Annotated in this window: 17 protein-coding genes; 12 read left to right on the top strand and 5 right to left on the bottom strand. The window is 68.2% G+C overall.

Translation table 11 applies throughout. From position 1 onward, the window contains the following. The first annotated feature begins 88 nt into the window (after positions 1 to 88). Positions 89 to 2,785, top strand: coding sequence for a pyruvate dehydrogenase (acetyl-transferring), homodimeric type (gene aceE / locus R5H19_RS01525; protein WP_318157208.1), 2,697 nt, complete (start codon positions 89 to 91; stop codon positions 2,783 to 2,785). Positions 2,786 to 3,048: 263 nt separating this feature from the next. Here the strand turns inward: aceE and R5H19_RS01530 are convergent, their stop codons facing one another. Then, positions 3,049 to 3,378, bottom strand: a complete 330-nt coding sequence (locus R5H19_RS01530; protein ID WP_318157209.1) for a hypothetical protein — start codon at positions 3,376 to 3,378, stop codon at positions 3,049 to 3,051. Positions 3,379 to 3,535: 157 nt separating this feature from the next. After that, on the bottom strand, positions 3,536 to 4,453 hold the full coding sequence (locus R5H19_RS01535; RefSeq protein ID WP_318157210.1) for an arginine deiminase-related protein: 918 nt from the start codon (positions 4,451 to 4,453) through the stop codon (positions 3,536 to 3,538). A gap of 57 nt (positions 4,454 to 4,510) precedes the next feature. On the opposite strand from R5H19_RS01535, the gene R5H19_RS01540 reads away from it, so the two are divergent. Then, positions 4,511 to 4,663: a hypothetical protein gene (locus R5H19_RS01540; RefSeq protein ID WP_318157211.1), complete on the top strand. Its 153-nt coding sequence runs from the start codon at positions 4,511 to 4,513 to the stop codon at positions 4,661 to 4,663. Between the two features lie 3 nt (positions 4,664 to 4,666). On the opposite strand, the gene R5H19_RS01545 is transcribed toward R5H19_RS01540, so the two are convergent. Further along, the gene (locus R5H19_RS01545) at positions 4,667 to 5,869 is read right to left on the bottom strand and encodes an acyltransferase family protein (protein ID WP_318157212.1); all 1,203 of its coding nucleotides are present in this window, start codon (positions 5,867 to 5,869) and stop codon (positions 4,667 to 4,669) included. 145 nt (positions 5,870 to 6,014) lie between these two features. On the opposite strand from R5H19_RS01545, the gene R5H19_RS01550 reads away from it, so the two are divergent. The 3 genes from R5H19_RS01550 (at position 6,015) to R5H19_RS01560 (ending at position 8,216) form a co-directional block, all read left to right on the top strand. Beyond that, on the top strand, positions 6,015 to 6,881 hold the full coding sequence (locus R5H19_RS01550; protein WP_318157213.1) for a LytTR family DNA-binding domain-containing protein: 867 nt from the start codon (positions 6,015 to 6,017) through the stop codon (positions 6,879 to 6,881). Between the two features lie 70 nt (positions 6,882 to 6,951). Further along, positions 6,952 to 7,680 (top strand): hypothetical protein, encoded by a 729-nt coding sequence (locus R5H19_RS01555; protein WP_318157214.1) that lies wholly within the window; start codon positions 6,952 to 6,954, stop codon positions 7,678 to 7,680. A 77-nt stretch (positions 7,681 to 7,757) separates the two neighbouring features. Continuing rightward, positions 7,758 to 8,216 carry a DUF6491 family protein gene (locus tag R5H19_RS01560; protein WP_318157215.1) on the top strand — a complete coding sequence of 153 codons (459 nt, stop codon included), beginning with the start codon at positions 7,758 to 7,760 and terminating at the stop codon, positions 8,214 to 8,216. Positions 8,217 to 8,220: 4 nt separating this feature from the next. Here the strand turns inward: R5H19_RS01560 and R5H19_RS01565 are convergent, their stop codons facing one another. Together R5H19_RS01565 and R5H19_RS01570 are read right to left on the bottom strand one after the other, a co-directional pair. After that, on the bottom strand, positions 8,221 to 9,042 hold the full coding sequence (locus tag R5H19_RS01565) for a ferritin-like domain-containing protein (protein WP_318157216.1): 822 nt from the start codon (positions 9,040 to 9,042) through the stop codon (positions 8,221 to 8,223). 129 nt (positions 9,043 to 9,171) lie between these two features. Continuing rightward, positions 9,172 to 9,588: a universal stress protein gene (locus R5H19_RS01570; RefSeq protein ID WP_318157217.1), complete on the bottom strand. Its 417-nt coding sequence runs from the start codon at positions 9,586 to 9,588 to the stop codon at positions 9,172 to 9,174. Positions 9,589 to 9,851: 263 nt separating this feature from the next. Here R5H19_RS01570 and R5H19_RS01575 point away from each other — a divergent pair, with 263 nt between their 5' ends. The 7 genes from R5H19_RS01575 to R5H19_RS01605 all read left to right on the top strand — a co-directional run bounded on the left by R5H19_RS01575 (position 9,852) and on the right by R5H19_RS01605 (position 14,274). Then, positions 9,852 to 10,310, top strand: coding sequence for a hypothetical protein (locus R5H19_RS01575; protein ID WP_318157218.1), 459 nt, complete (start codon positions 9,852 to 9,854; stop codon positions 10,308 to 10,310). A 217-nt stretch (positions 10,311 to 10,527) separates the two neighbouring features. Next, positions 10,528 to 11,001 (top strand): hypothetical protein, encoded by a 474-nt coding sequence (locus R5H19_RS01580; RefSeq protein ID WP_318157219.1) that lies wholly within the window; start codon positions 10,528 to 10,530, stop codon positions 10,999 to 11,001. Positions 11,002 to 11,072: 71 nt separating this feature from the next. Continuing rightward, entirely contained in the window at positions 11,073 to 11,825 is a 753-nt protein-coding gene (locus tag R5H19_RS01585; RefSeq protein WP_318157220.1) for a DUF2884 family protein, read from the top strand. Between the two features lie 77 nt (positions 11,826 to 11,902). Further along, the gene (locus R5H19_RS01590; protein ID WP_318157221.1) at positions 11,903 to 12,373 is read left to right on the top strand and encodes a DUF2383 domain-containing protein; all 471 of its coding nucleotides are present in this window, start codon (positions 11,903 to 11,905) and stop codon (positions 12,371 to 12,373) included. Positions 12,374 to 12,385: 12 nt separating this feature from the next. After that, a complete protein-coding gene (locus R5H19_RS01595) occupies positions 12,386 to 12,961 on the top strand; it encodes a DUF924 family protein (RefSeq protein ID WP_318157222.1) in 576 nt (191 codons plus the stop codon). A 66-nt stretch (positions 12,962 to 13,027) separates the two neighbouring features. Further along, a complete protein-coding gene (locus tag R5H19_RS01600) occupies positions 13,028 to 13,336 on the top strand; it encodes a DUF2845 domain-containing protein (protein WP_318157223.1) in 309 nt (102 codons plus the stop codon). An 89-nt stretch (positions 13,337 to 13,425) separates the two neighbouring features. Beyond that, on the top strand, positions 13,426 to 14,274 hold the full coding sequence (locus R5H19_RS01605) for a mechanosensitive ion channel domain-containing protein (protein WP_318157224.1): 849 nt from the start codon (positions 13,426 to 13,428) through the stop codon (positions 14,272 to 14,274). Positions 14,275 to 14,440 lie beyond the last annotated feature (166 nt).

The raw sequence follows: 14,440 nt of genomic DNA on the forward strand, positions 1-14,440 counted from the left end.
CGGCTAAACTCAGGCGTTCACCCGTCGCGTCCCCCGGCGGGTCTGCCATCCAGGCCGGCGCACTGCCGGCATTGCGGAGAATCCCCCCATGGACCAGCTCGACGACGTCCTCAACCAGGATCTCGATCCCACCGAAACCCGCGAATGGATCGATTCGCTCAATGCGGTCATCAGCCACGACGGCACCGAGCGTGCGCATTACCTGCTGGAGCGGATGGTCGACACCACCCGCCGCTCGGGCGGCTACCTGCCGTTCAACCCGACTACCGAGTACGTCAACACGATCCCGCCCAGCCAGGAAGCGAAGAGCCCCGGCGACGCGGCGATGGAATGGCGCATCCGCTCGCTGATCCGCTGGAACGCGATGGCGATGGTGGTGCGCGCGAACCGCAAGCCGGGCGAATTGGGCGGGCACATCGCCAGCTTCGCCTCCAGCGCCACGCTGTACGACGTCGGCTTCAACCACTTCTGGCGCGCGCCCGGTGCCGACCATCCTGGCGACCTGGTGTTCCACCAGGGCCATTCCAGCCCCGGCATCTACGCGCGCTCGTTCCTCGAAGGCCGCTTTACCGAGGACCAGCTCGACCTCTTCCGTTCCGACGTGATCGGCCATGGCCGTTCGCTGACTTCCTACCCGCACCCGTGGCTGATGCCGGACTACTGGCAGGTGCCCACGGTGTCGATGGGCCTGGGTCCGATCCAGGCGATCTACCAGGCGCAGTTCTTCAAATATCTGGAGAATCGCGGACTGGTGCCGAAGTCCGACCGCAAGGTGTGGTGCTTCTTGGGCGACGGCGAGTGCGACGAGCCGGAGTCGCTCGGCGCCATCGCGCTGGCCGGCCGCGAGGGTCTGGACAACCTGATCTTCGTGATCAACTGCAACCTGCAGCGGCTGGACGGCCCGGTGCGCGGCAACGGCAAGATCATCCAGGAGCTGGAGGGCGTGTTCCGCGGCGCCGGCTGGAATGCGATCAAGGTGGTCTGGGGTTCCTACTGGGATCCGCTGCTGGCGCGCGACAAGGACGGCGTGCTGCGCAAGCTGATGATGGAGACCGTCGACGGCGAGTACCAGGCCTGCAAGGCCTTCGGTGGCGCGTACACGCGCGAGCATTTCTTCGGCAAGTACCCGCAGACGCGCGAGATGGTCGCCAACCTCAGCGACGACGACATCTGGCGCCTCAACCGCGGCGGCCATGACCCGCACAAGGTCTACGCGGCTTACCACGCAGCGGTGAACACCAAGGGCATGCCCACCGTGATCCTGGCCAAGACGGTCAAGGGCTACGGCATGGGCATCGGCAGCGGCGAGTCGCAGAACCCCACGCACCAGCAGAAGAAGATGGAACACGAAGCGGTACGCCACTTCCGCGACCGCTTCCAGGTGCCGATCCCCGACGACAAGCTGGAAGAGGTGCCGTACTACCACCCGGGCAAGGATTCGCCGGAAGTGGAATACATGCTGGAGCGCCGCCGCGCGCTGGGCGGCTTCCTGCCGCAGCGCCGCCGCAAGGCGGACGCCAAGCTGAAGGCGCCGGAGCTGGCCGCGTTCGAGCAGATCACCAAGGGCACCGGCGAGCGCGAGATCTCCACCACCATGGCGCTGGTGCGCGGCATCAACCTGCTGCTGCGCGACAAGCAGCTGGGCGAGCGCGTGGTGCCGATCGTGGCCGACGAGGCGCGCACCTTCGGCATGGAAGGCATGTTCCGCCAGATCGGCATCTACGCGCCGTTCGGCCAGAAGTACAAGCCGCAGGATTCCGACCAGCTCTTGTACTACCGCGAGGACCAGAAGGGCCAGGTACTGCAGCAGGGCATCAGCGAAGCCGGCGGCATGGCGTCGTGGATGGCGGCGGCGACCAGCTACTCGGTCAGCAACCAGGCGATGCTGCCGTTCTTCATCTACTACTCGATGTTCGGCTTCCAGCGCATCGGCGACCTGTGCTGGGCCGCGGGCGACATGCGCTCGCGCGGCTTCCTGGTCGGCGGCACCTCGGGCCGCACCACGCTGAACGGCGAGGGCCTGCAGCACGAGGACGGCCACTCGCACCTGATGGCCGGCGCGATCCCGAACGTGAAGTCGTACGACCCCACCTTCTCCTACGAAGTGGCGGTGATCCTGCAGGACGGCGTGCGCCGGATGCTGCAGGAGCAGGAGGACATCTACTACTACGTCACCGTGATGAACGAGAACTACCCGCACCCGGACATGCCGAAGGGTTGCGAGGAAGGCGTCATCAGGGGCATGTATCTGTTCAAGGACGGCGGCAAGCCGAAGAAGGGCGAGCCGCGCGTGCAGCTGCTCGGTTCCGGCACGATCCTGCGCGAGGTGATCGCGGCGGCCGAACTGCTGGAGAAGGACTTCGGTGTGAAGTCCGACATCTGGTCCTGCCCCAGCTTCATCGAGCTGCGCCGCGACGGCTTCGATGCCGAACGCTGGAACCGCCTGCACCCGGAAGCGGAACCGCGCGTGCCGTACGTCACCGGTCTGCTGGAGGGGCGCCAGGGCCCGGCGGTCGCCGCCACCGACTACGTGCGCGAATACGCCGACCAGATCCGCGCATTCCTGCCCGACGGCATGCGCTACACCGTGCTCGGCACCGACGGTTTCGGTCGTTCGGACACGCGTGCGCACCTGCGTGACTTCTTCGAGGTGGACCGCTACTGGATTGCGCATGCGGCGCTGGCCGCCCTGGCGAAGGACGGCAAGGTGAACGCGAAGGACGTCAGTCGCGCGATCAAGGAATACAAGCTCGATCCGGATCGGCCCAACCCGCTTGGCCAGTGAGCCGGTTGGCCAGTGCAACGAGAACCCCGCTTCGGCGGGGTTTTTCATGCGCGTGAGCGGTTTTCTTCACCTCTGCTGCACCCGGCGCAGACTTCGGCGACACCCGCCACCGCGGGGCGATGCCCGACAGTCACTCGATACATGAGGGAACGGCCGGCGGTGGCCATGGCGCGACCATGCCGCGGGACGTCTGGACGGCCGAACAAAAACCCGCCGGTGGCGGGTCTTGTTGGTTGCCGGCGCCGCTTGTCGCCCGGGCCAGGTCAGTCGTCGTCGCTGCGGAATACGCGGCGCAGCAGCCAGAACGCGCCGATCGTACCGGCGACGATCGCCAGCGTGGCGGCCGGATGACGGTTCACCTGGCGGCGCAGCCGGCGGTAGTGGTAGTTCGCCTCGTCGGCAAGGTCCTCGGCGGCCCGGCTCAGCTGTTCGCCGTAGGCGGCACGCCTGCCGAAACGCTCGTGGATGCGGCGGCGGCCGCGCTCGAGCAGGTCCCTGGCACTGCTGCTGGCGCCGTCGGCGTAGTAGCGCGCACGTTCGGCGGCACGTTCGGCGGTGTCGTGGAGCTGACGTTCGACGTCGTGTTTGCGCATGGGGGTTCTCCTTCGCGGCTGGCCTTGCAGGTTGCCAGCGGCGTCGTGAGCGGGGCGTAAACAGCGGCAGCCCGCGTGCGGCGCCGGTCAGCCGAACCGATACTTGCCGTCACGCCGCAGCAGATTCCTGCCCGGAAGAAGACCGGTGCGGGAAGGCTCAGTAGATCTCGCCCACGCAGCAACGCAGGCTGCCGCCGGCCTTCTCGATTTCGCCCAGCTCCACCGTGCCGATCGCGAAACCGCAGCCGGCCAGCGTCTCGCGCTGCTCGTCGGCGAGCGCGGCGGCGGCGCCGGCGCTCATCCACACGCGTTCGTCGGACAGGGTGATCGCGTTGCCGGCGAAGGCCTGCTTCTGCGCCGGGCTCAGCCAGATCGCACGACCGCCGCAAGCGCGCGCGATCGCCTGCGCCGCGGCCGGGTCACGGAAGCCATCGGCGGCAATGATCGCGGCGCGGCTGGCCAGCAGCGCCAACACCACGTTGGTGTGGTACTCGGTCGCGGCCAGTTCGAAGCAGAACGTCAGACGCAGCCCGAACGCCTGGTGCATCGCCTCGGCGCCAGCCCGGTCGCAGCGTTCGCTGAGGCCGCAGTAGCCGATGCCGCGGGCGCGGTCGATGACCAGCGAGCCGGTCAACTCGGCGACTAGATCGGTGCGGCCGGACAGGTCGATCTCGGTGTAGCCCAGCATGTTGCGGAAGAATCCGCGGATGTCGGCACGCGCGGCCTCGCGCTGGCGTACCGCGTGGCGCATGCGGCCGACGATCAGCCGCCCCGGCGCGGTGGCGAACACGTTGTTCGGAAACACCGCGTCGGGCGTCGCCGGGTCGCCCGGGAAGGTGATCACCGGCAGATCCGCACGCAGCGCCTGCGCCAGCGCGGTGTGCTGGGCCAGGGCCTTGAGCGGATTGACCGCGAGGTTCATGTCCATGTAGCGGTTGTCGCGTGCCGATTCCTCTGCCAGGGCGAATTCGGCAGGCGCGACCAGGAACGCCGCCCGCGCGGTCGCCGCGGCTTCCGGCAGCGGCGCCAGCGCGGCGTAGGCTTCGAGGAAGTCGGTGGGCGAGGTGGTGATCATGGGATGGTTCCGTTGTGTCGGCTGACTTTGGGAGGATATTCGCTGCCGGTCCTTCCCGTGCAGCGGCTTCCGCGTGCAAACGAGCGTGAAGGCGTCAACGCCACCGTACAACTGGAACGGCCCGACGTGCCGGAGTGGAGCCGGCAGGTCTGGCTCGATCAAATCCTGCGGGTCGAACACCTGGACTCGTGCATGGCCAGCGAAACCTGAAGTTCAGGCCAGATCGTCGGCCGGTTGCGGCATCCTGGCGGCGATCCGCGGGGTGCGCGAAGGCGCCGCGTCGAGTCCGAACAGCGGCCGCAGCCAGCGCACGCGGCGGATCACGCACTCGTGCAGCAGCGCGCAGCCAGCCACCGTGGCCAGCACGATCAGCAGCGGCTCGACGACCGGCCCCAGCCCCAGCGGCATCAGCCGCCAGGCGAACAGCAACAGCAGGCTCTGGTGCAGCACGTACCACGGATACACCGCCTCGCGTGCATACGGCAGCCAGCCGAACGGGCGATCCAGATACGCGTGGCCCCAGCCGAGCACGGCGACGATCGCGCTCCACAGATAGAGGTAATGCAGCGCACGCACCGTCAGCACCAGCGGCAGCGCCGCATCGTCCGGCAGGGTCTGGATGCCGAGCAGGTAGCCCGCGAAGCAGCCGAGCGCCGTCAGCAGCGAGGCCCGGCGCAAGCGTGCCAGTTCCGCCCAGAGGCCGGCGTCGGTACCGAGCAGGTAGCCGTACAGGAACACCGTGGCGTAGATCGCATGCGCGTACCAGTCGCCCCACAGCGCCCCGGTCACCGGATAGTGGCTGGCCAGCAAAGAAGCCCACAGCAGCAACGGCAGCGCGGGCAACAGCAGCAGGCGCGCGCCGCGCAGACTCAGGCAGGCCCCGCGCAGGCGCTGGCCCGGGCGCGATTCCAGCAGCGGCAGCAGGGCCAGCAACAGCATCGTGTAGACCCACAGATAGGGCAGATACCACAGGTGATTCCAGGTGAAGCCGTACTGCCAGCCGGTGAATGCGCCGGCCGGCCACGGGCCGCCGCTCCAGTAGCGCAGCAGGAAGTGGCCGAAGCCCGGCTCGACCAGGTGGTTCGAAAGGCCCTGCACGTAGGGCTGGATCGGCACCACCACCAGCACGCCGAAGACCAGCGGCAGCAGCAGGCGCAGGCTGCGCTTGCCGGCCAGCCGGCCGATGCTGCCGCGCCGGCGCATGAAGTTCACCGCCAGCCCGGAAACCAGGAACAGCAGCTCCATCCGCCAGCGGTTGAGGAACAGCATCGGGTACTGCAGCCATTCGGTGGTGTGGCTGCTCTTGAGGTGGAAATCCCAGCCTTCGCCGGCCACGTACAGCATGGCGGCGTGGTACAGGATCAGCAGGCCGAAGGCGAGGACGCGCAGCGCGTCGATATCGTGGCGGCGGTTCATGGCGGCGTTCCCGTGCGTGAAAGTGGCTCCAGCCTGGGTTGCCGGGCGGAGCCTGTCCTGCCCGAAGTGACCGTTCGCCGGGCTGTTGTGACGAATCGCGGCGTGCAGGGACGAGCGGCGGGACGAGTTGGGTAAACTCCGGCGGATGGGCACGACTCCCGGTTTCGACATCTACCAGCGCTGGCGGCGGCCCTTCGAGGTCGGCGCCTGGGTGGCGTTCTTCGTGCTGAACGGGATCTTCAACAGCATCAACTCGCGCCTCGACCACGCCGGCGCGGCGGCATGGGAGCCCTGGTTGTGGGAGTGGAGCAGCCTGCTGGTGCTGCTGGCCTTGCTGCCTGGGGTGATTGCGCTCGAACGGCGCTGGCCGATCCGCTTCGACAACTGGCGCCGCAACCTGCCGCTGCACCTGTTGTTCAGCGTCCCGTTCAGCCTGATCCACGTGAGCGCGATGCATCTGCTGCGGAAGCTCGGCTACCTCGCCGCGGGCAGGCCCTACGACGCTTTCGGCGCCTCGTGGTGGATCAACTTCGGCTACGAATACCTCAAGGACGTGCGCACCTATTTCGTGATCGTCGGCACGCTGGTGCTGTACCGGCTGTGGCGGCTGCGCCAGCAGGGCGAGGCGAAACTGCTGGCCGCGCCGGACGAAGGCGCGCCGGTGGAACCGGTCGACCGACCGGAGCGTTTCCTGGTGCGCAAGCTGGGCAAGGAGTTCCTGCTCAATGCCAGCGAGATCGAATGGCTGCAGGCGTCCGGCAATTACGTGAACCTGCACGTGCGCGGGCGCGACTATCCGCTGCGCGCCACCATGGCCGGGATCGAGGAGCGGCTGGACCCGGCCCGCTTCGTGCGGGTGCACCGCAGCCATTTCGTCAACCTCGATTACCTCGCCGAGATCGAGCCGCTGGAAAGCGGCGATGCACGATTGCAGATGCGCGACGGCGCGAAGATCCCCTGCAGCCGGCGTTACCGCGCGGCGTTGCGCGAGCGTTTCGGCCAACCGGATTGAGCCGGCGCGGTTGCATGGCGACCGCGGATCGTTCCAAGCTAGCGGCCTGTTCCCGCCAGGTAGGCCGCCGATGAATCGCGCTTTTCCCCGTTATGCCGTGATGGCTTTCTGCGCCGCCTGGATGCTTGCCGGCTGTTCGCAACAGGGAAGCGCGCCGACGGCCGGGCAGCAGCAGGCCCAGGCGCAGGCGAACGACGCGGCGCGCAACCTCGACACCTATCGCCAGCTGCTGCGCATCGGCAACGACGAGATGGCGGTGTCGATGGGCAAGGACATCGTCAAGCGCTTCCCCGACAGCGACGCCGCGAAGGAAGTGCAGAAGACCCTGCCGGCGATAGAGCAGCGCTACACCGAAGCCAGCGAGAAGCGTCGCTTGGCTGGCCTGTGGCTGTACCAGGTGGCGCCGATGGCCGGTGGCACGCAGTCCACCGCCACCATCGAGAACAGCCAGCCGACCGGCAGCGAGCGCGTGCGACTGGTGCTGCGTCGGCACACCAGCTGGGGCCAGAGCGTGTTCCTGTACGGCAGCAAGCCCGGCTTCGTCTGCCGCGGCAACTGCACCATCACCACCCGCTTCGACGACAAGAGCGTGCCGGTCAAGGCGTTCGCGCCGTCCACCGGCGAGCCGGCATTGATGATCCGCGACGACAACGCCTTCATCGCCCAGTTGCGCAAGGCGAAGAAGATCAGCATGGACGTCACCCTGGTCGACGGCGAGAAGAAGCAGACCCTGGTCTACGAGGTGGGCGGCTTCGACCCGACGAAATGGGTTGCCGTGGGCAAGGGCGGCCGCAAGTAGCCCGCCGGCGCCATGCCGCGTCAACCAGAGCGGCGGTCATGCGTCTGGATGCTGGAGACCTCGCGGAGGAGCCCGTCATGTTCCGATCGTTGCTGATTCCCGCCGGCGCACTGCTGCTTGCCCTGTCCTGCGCCGCTTGTTCCAGCGTGCCGTACGCGCAACGCGTCAGCGAGCGCCAGGCCGCCTACGCCGCGGCGGCCGGCGCGCCGGTGCGCAGCTTCAACTTCTTCAGCCTGTACTCGTGGGAGCCGCTGAGCGATACCGAGCTGGCCGTCTACACGCAGCCGAACAAGGCGTGGCTGCTGGATCTCGGCGGCTGCCAGGAGTTGCTGTTCGTCAACAGCATCGGGCTCACCTCCAACCTCAACCAGGTGATGGTGGGCTTCGACAAGGTGCTCACCGGACGGCATAACGTCCCCTGCACCATCACGCAGATTCGCCCGATCGACGTGAAAAGCCTGAAGCTCGCGCAGCAGAAGCAGCGGCAGATCGAGAGCGCGGCGCGCAGCGCAGCCGAGCCGGCAGCCGCACAATGAGGCGTCAGTGCAGGAACAGCTTCTCGGTGATCTTCGCCAGCGGCTTTTCCAGCGCACTCTGCAGGCGCGGCGGCAGGTCCAGCGGCTTGAGCAGCATCTTCACCGTCATCGCCGCCGGGATGTTCCGGCGCAGCAGGCCCTGCGCGCGATCGCTGATGCGGCGGAATTCGGCCTCGTTGCCCTGGTGCTGCGGATAGCACTGGTTGAACACGTGGCGCAGCGCGATGTCGCTGTCCTCGCTCTTGATCTCGTTGACCCGGCGCAGGATCGCGCGGAACACCTGGTAGCGGCCGAAGCCCTCGCGCTCGCGGTACCGCCGGTAGTGCTGGTAGAAGTACTTGAAGTGGCGGACCTCGTCGCTCTTGATGTGGTTGGTCAGCAGCTTCAGTACCGGTTCGTCGGTGATCCCGTTGAGCGCGCGGTACAGGCTGGCGGTGCCGGTTTCCACCACACAGCGTGCGGCCAGCTCCAGCCCGCGGCAGGATTCCAGCTGCTCGGCGGTGCACACCGCGCCGTATTCGTTCCAGAACGCGGCGAAACCCTTGTCCCAGTCGAACTCCGGCCAGACCTTCCTGACGTAGGCGGCCAGCGCGCGGCCGTGCTGCAGCTCCTCCTGTTCCCAATGCTGGCTGAGCCAGCCACCCAGTTCCTCGTCGCCGGCGAAGTGGTCGATCAGGTTCCGCGTATACAGGTCCGAACCGCTCTCGACGAAGGACGAACTGCACAGCAGGAAGAACAGATCCTCGTCGTGGCGTACGCGGGCGACCTCGATGCGATCGAGATCGATGCTCTCCAGGGTCCAGGGCAGGGCAGTGGATGGGTTCAAAGCGGGTTTCCGTGCGGCGATGGCCTCGACAGCCGGTAGCCTGTTTCAGGTGACAGCAAGATGACACAGGATACGGCCTGGCCGCGGCAACGGGTTAACGCCGACCGACTCGCCGTCCGCCGCCCCTCGTCAGCGCACCACCGTCACCGGCACGTGCGCACGTGCCAGCACGTTGCCGGACACCGAGCCGAGCAGCCAGCGCGCCAGCGCGCCGCGTTCGGTATGGCCGATCACGATGTGGTCGACGCCGTGCTGCTCGATCTGGCTGAGCAGCACGTCGCCGGGGCTGCCCAGGGTCAGTTCGACGTCGATCAGCCCGGCGGCGTCGGGCACGATCGCAGTCAGTTCCTGCAGCAGCTCCTGCACGCGTTCGGTGCCGGTGTCGGTCATCATCAGGGCGCAGGCATCGGCGCCGCCCTCGGTGACCTGCAGCACCGACACCACGCGCACCCGGCCATGGCTGCAGCGGGCCAGTTCGACCGCGAACTGGAATGCGCGGCGCGAAGCCTCCGAGCCGTCGTAACCGACCAGTGAATACTTGACCATGCTGCTCCTTCGCTTTGCCGGCAGCGGCATCCTGCCGGGTCCGCAGGGCGCCCGCCGCGCCACCATCGCGAGGCCGCTGCCAGCACGCCCATGGCAGTCTGCGCGGCGCCCCGTTACCGCCGCATCAACGGCGAAAACCTGAACGGACAGTCATGCTTCTGCACGCGACTGTCACGCTGCCCTGCACAACCTGATCTCACTCCGCCGCGATGCATCCGCAGCGCAGGACGAACCCCACCCGCAGAAAGCAGAAGGAGACGACGATGATCAAGCGTACATTTGGAATGGCTGCCCTGGTAATCGCCTGTGCGGGCGCCATGACCGCACTGCCGGCCGGCAGCGCACGGGCCGCCGAGGCGTCGGTGAAGTGCGATCTGGTGTACAACCTGTCCGGCTGGTCGCTGATCTACAAGCATGCCGAAGGCAGCGGCACGATCACCTGCGACAACGGCCAGCGCGCGAACGTGAAGATCGCCGTGGTCGGCGGCGGCCTCACCGCCGGCAAATACCACATCGACAACGGCAAGGGCGAGATCAGCAAGGTGCACGACATCGCCGACGTGTACGGCGACTACGCGCAGGCCGGCGCCGAGGCCGGCGTGGTGAAGAGCGGCAGCGCGCAGGTGCTGACCAAGGGCACCACCTCGCTGGCGCTGTCCGGCACCGGCGAAGGCGTCAACCTGGGCGTCTCGGTAGGCAAGTTTACCATCAGCAAGCGCTGATGCTCCGCGAGCGTGCGACGAAGAAGGGCGCCGGATGGCGCCCTTCTTCGTGTGGCGCGTAAACTGCGAAGCTTGTTCCCGGAGTTTTCCATTCCCGAACCGGAGTTGCCGTCATGCGCCGTTTTTCCCGCCTGCTCGTGTCGACCTCGTGCATGGGCATGCATGGCGCCAGGCATGCCGCCTTCCCGATCGACCTGCCGGGCAAGGTGGCGCCCTGATGCCGCCGGCGGTGCGCGCCGAACCCGCGCCGGCGCGGCGCTTCGCGGCGTGGGCGGTCGGCCCGTGGGTGCTGCTGCTGTTTGCCGCGCTGGGCTTCGTGCAGTACCTGCGGCATGCCGAATACGTCTATCTTGCCGCCGCCTTGCTGGTCGTCGTGGTGTGCGCGGGCTGCATCCTGCGCCAGGCATGGGCGCGCCCGGCGCTGCAGGTGCTGGCGGTGCTGCTGGCCGCATGGTCGCTGGCGACGGGCGTGCTGATGCTGCAGCAATGGGGCGATTTCGACACTGCCAGGCAGCATGCGCTGGCACAGCCGCAGTTGGGTGATGTCGCGCTGTGGATGATCGCGCGGGCCGAACGCACCTGGCAGGTCGGCCTGGCGCTCAAGACCGCCGCGATCCCGCTGCTGCTGTGGCTGGCCTGGCAACTCGGCAGGCCGGCGGTGCGTGCGCAGTTCCGCTCGCGTCCGCGTTGAGCGGACCAGTTCAGCGACGGTTGCGGCGACGTCGGCTATCGCTGGGCGAATCCATTTCCCGGGAATCACTTATGCATCTGCCGCGACTGCTGTGCCTGCTCGTCCTTCTGCCCGCCGCGCCATGGCTGCATGCCCAGGACCTGGCGGCGACCTGCCGCGCCAGCAGCAGCTACGACGTCACCCTGAAACCCGGCAGCCTGCTGTTCGACCGGCCGGTGCCCGCGCCGTTCCAGATCGAGCTGCAGCAGGGTGCGCTGCGCACCGATGGCGCCGCGGTGAAGTTGAACGCGGAAGACGAGGACCGGCTGGCCGTGTTCGAGCGCGACCTGCGCGCGCTGGCGCCGCGGGTGCGCACGGTGGCACGCAACGGCGTGGACATCGCCGCGCAGGCGCTGCGCGAGGAGGCCGGCGGCATGGGCCTGGGCGCCGATACCCGCGCCGAATTCAACCGCCGGCTGGACGCGCATGCGGCCGAGTTGAAGCGGCGCATCTCGGTCAGCCAGAGCACGCACGACTGGCAGGGCGATGCCGCCAACCAGGCGATGAACCAGATCGCCGGCGACCTGCTGCCGCTGCTGGCGACCGACCTGGGCCAGCAGGCGATCAACGCGGCGCTGGCCGGCGACCTGCAGGCGGCCGCCAGCCTGCGCGACCGCGCCGCCGACCTCGCCACTGCGCTGCAGCCGCGCCTGCGCTCGCGCCTGCAGGCGCTGCGTCCGCAGATCGAGGCGCTGTGCCCGTCGATCCGGCAACTCGCAGCCTTGCAGCAAGGCGTGCGCGGCAGCAACGGACAGCCGCTGGACCTGCTGCAGGTGCAGCCGTGAGCGAGGCTGGCCGCCGGCTGACTGGCGGGTGGCGCGTCGCGCGGGGTTAATCTCCCGCTAAGTGGGCCAGAGCGAGCATGGCGCACCGCCGTCGACCGCCGACCAGCATGCCGCAGCACCTGCCCGTATCCGCCTGCAATGCCCTGATCCGGCGCAGCATCGACCTGTGCCGGCTCTATCGCCACGCCGCGACGGCGTGCGAACCGGGCCTGCGCATGGTGCTGAACGACAACGCGCACACGCTGGATCTGCTGATCGCCGACCTGCAGGCCCAGTTGCGCGCCCGCGGCGGCAGGCCGTGCGAATACGGCAGCTGGCGCGGCGCCGCCCATCGGCATCTTGCCGGCTGGCTGACGCGTACCGCCGCGCGCCGCGACAGCGCCTGGATCCGCGTGCTGGCGCACGCCGAGAGCGCCTTGCTGCGTCGCTTCGAGCAGGCCGTCGTCGCCGCCCCTGTCGAGTCGGCGCTGGTCCTGCGCCGGCAATTGCCGCGCTTGCGCGGCATCCACCTGGACATGCACAGTCTGGCCGGTACCGCACGCTATTGAACGAGGGTGGCGATGTCCGCGACCGCACAGGATGTCCTCGATTTCTGGTTTGCCGAGGCGAGCGCCGCCCACTGGTTTGCCGCCGACGCCGGGTTCGATGCACAGATCCGCGAGCGTTTCGGCGACGCAGCGAAGGCGGCCGCCGACGGCCGGCTGGACGACTGGGCGGCCACCCCGCCTGGCTGGCTGGCGTTGCTGATCCTGCTCGACCAGTTTCCGCGCAACCTGTATCGCGGCGATCCGCGCGCCTGGGCGGCGGACGCCAGCGCACAGCGCGTGGCGCTGTCGGGCCTGGCTCGCGGTGATGACCGGCAACTGCCTGCCGTGCAGCGCGTGTTCGCCTACCTGCCGCTGGAACATGCCGAGGACATCGCGCTGCAGCGGCGTTCGGTGGAATTGTTCGAGGCCTTGCTGGCGGATGCGGCGGCGGAACAGCGCCGGCAATTCGAAAACTATCTGGACTATGCTCGGCGCCACCGTGAGGTGATCGCGCGCTTCGGCCGCTTCCCTCATCGCAACGCCACGCTCGGTCGCGCCAGCACACCGCAGGAAACGCTTTACCTGGCCCAGCCAGGTGCCGGTTTCTGAAGCACGGGGCGATCGACGGGTTCCGCATTCCAGCCAGATCATTCCAACCAGACCAGGGAGCAGGTCATGCGCATTCGTCTCGTCGTTGCATTGTTCGCGTTCAGTGCCGCCGTGCAGGCATCCAGCACCTTGCGCGTGGGCAGCCAGGTGCTCACCGCCGGCGACAGCCGCGAACGTGTGGTCGAGCTGCTGGGCAAGCCCACCTCGAAGTCGCATGCGCACAAGCCGCGCAGCCACGGCAGCCGCCGCGGCGGCGTGCGCGTGGTGGACAACCACCAGGGCGGCGAGCAGTGGCGCTATCGCCGCGGCGATCACGTCACCGTAGTGACGATCGTCGACGGCCGGGTCAGCGAGATCGAGGATCACCGGCTCTAGCCGTTCGCGGCGGCGTTCGCGTCGCCGGCGGCGCGAACGCCGCGAGTCTCCTGCTAGGCTTGCCTGCGGTTTTTCGCGGAAGGCAGATCATGTTCGACGTATCGATTGCGCCGGCGGCGGCCCGCGCGGTGTCCACTTACTCCGACCAGGCGGTGCAGCTCGGTTTGCGACTGCTCGGTGCGTTGCTGGTGCTGCTGCTCGGTATGTGGGTGGCGCGTCGGCTGGCCGGTTTCGCGCAGGCGGCGCTGGGCCGGGCCAACCTGGATTCCACACTCAGCGGCTTCCTGCGCAACCTGATCTACGGCGTGCTGGTGGTGCTGCTGGTGGTCACTGCACTGGGCGTGCTGGGCGTGCCGTCGGCGCCGCTGGTCGCCGCGCTCGGCACCGCCGGGCTGGCGATCGGGCTGGCCCTGCAGGGCTCGCTCAGCAACCTGGCGTGGGGCGTGCTGCTGGTGCTGTTCCGGCCGTTCCGGGTCGGCGACTACGTCAGCGCCGGTGGTACCGAGGGCACCGTGCAGAGCATCAACCTGATGCACACCCAACTGGTCATGCCCGACAACCGCGAGGCGATCCTGCCCAACGCGAAGGTCGGCGGCGACGCCATCATCAATTTCAATCGCCGCGGCACGCGCCGCTTCGAGCTGACCATCCCGATCGGCATGGACGACGACATCGGCAAGGCCATGACCGGAATCGGCACGTTGCTTGCGGCCGATCCGCGCATCCTCAAGCAGCCGCCGCCGAGCGTGGTGACCGGTCATCTCGGCGACGGCACGGTCAGCCTGATCGTGCGCGGCTGGGCACGCTGCGATGACCTCTGGGGTGCACAGACCGACCTGCTGCGTTCCATCAAGGAAACGTTCGCCCAAGCCGGCATCCGGATCGCCGCGCCGCAGCGGCAGATGACGCTGGTGCCGGTCAGGGGTGCCCAGCCGTGAGCTCTCGATAGCTTGGTACCGGCCGCTGGAATCGGCCGGAGTCGCCCGATTCGCCTGCACCTACGCTGCACAGCATGGGCTCGGTGGCGTCGCTTCCGCCATCGAGCTGGCCGCCAAAATTGCCCGCGGTGGCCTGGCGTCTGCCGGTCCGGGTAGATTCGGGTGT

The organism is Rhodanobacter sp. KK11, from assembly GCF_033345435.1.
Lineage (GTDB): Bacteria > Pseudomonadota > Gammaproteobacteria > Xanthomonadales > Rhodanobacteraceae > Rhodanobacter.

Excerpts from the sequence above, each read along its gene's own strand:
- aceE (WP_318157208.1), top strand. The coding sequence starts at position 89 with ATGGACCAGCTCGACGACGTCCTCAACCAGGATCTCGATCCCACCGAA.
- R5H19_RS01530 (WP_318157209.1), bottom strand. The coding sequence starts at position 3,378 with ATGCGCAAACACGACGTCGAACGTCAGCTCCACGACACCGCCGAACGT.
- R5H19_RS01535 (WP_318157210.1), bottom strand. The coding sequence starts at position 4,453 with ATGATCACCACCTCGCCCACCGACTTCCTCGAAGCCTACGCCGCGCTG.
- R5H19_RS01545 (WP_318157212.1), bottom strand. The coding sequence starts at position 5,869 with ATGAACCGCCGCCACGATATCGACGCGCTGCGCGTCCTCGCCTTCGGC.
- R5H19_RS01550 (WP_318157213.1), top strand. The coding sequence starts at position 6,015 with ATGGGCACGACTCCCGGTTTCGACATCTACCAGCGCTGGCGGCGGCCC.
- R5H19_RS01555 (WP_318157214.1), top strand. The coding sequence starts at position 6,952 with ATGAATCGCGCTTTTCCCCGTTATGCCGTGATGGCTTTCTGCGCCGCC.
- R5H19_RS01560 (WP_318157215.1), top strand. The coding sequence starts at position 7,758 with ATGTTCCGATCGTTGCTGATTCCCGCCGGCGCACTGCTGCTTGCCCTG.
- R5H19_RS01570 (WP_318157217.1), bottom strand. The coding sequence starts at position 9,588 with ATGGTCAAGTATTCACTGGTCGGTTACGACGGCTCGGAGGCTTCGCGC.
- R5H19_RS01575 (WP_318157218.1), top strand. The coding sequence starts at position 9,852 with ATGATCAAGCGTACATTTGGAATGGCTGCCCTGGTAATCGCCTGTGCG.
- R5H19_RS01580 (WP_318157219.1), top strand. The coding sequence starts at position 10,528 with ATGCCGCCGGCGGTGCGCGCCGAACCCGCGCCGGCGCGGCGCTTCGCG.
- R5H19_RS01585 (WP_318157220.1), top strand. The coding sequence starts at position 11,073 with ATGCATCTGCCGCGACTGCTGTGCCTGCTCGTCCTTCTGCCCGCCGCG.
- R5H19_RS01590 (WP_318157221.1), top strand. The coding sequence starts at position 11,903 with ATGGCGCACCGCCGTCGACCGCCGACCAGCATGCCGCAGCACCTGCCC.
- R5H19_RS01595 (WP_318157222.1), top strand. The coding sequence starts at position 12,386 with ATGTCCGCGACCGCACAGGATGTCCTCGATTTCTGGTTTGCCGAGGCG.
- R5H19_RS01600 (WP_318157223.1), top strand. The coding sequence starts at position 13,028 with ATGCGCATTCGTCTCGTCGTTGCATTGTTCGCGTTCAGTGCCGCCGTG.
- R5H19_RS01605 (WP_318157224.1), top strand. The coding sequence starts at position 13,426 with ATGTTCGACGTATCGATTGCGCCGGCGGCGGCCCGCGCGGTGTCCACT.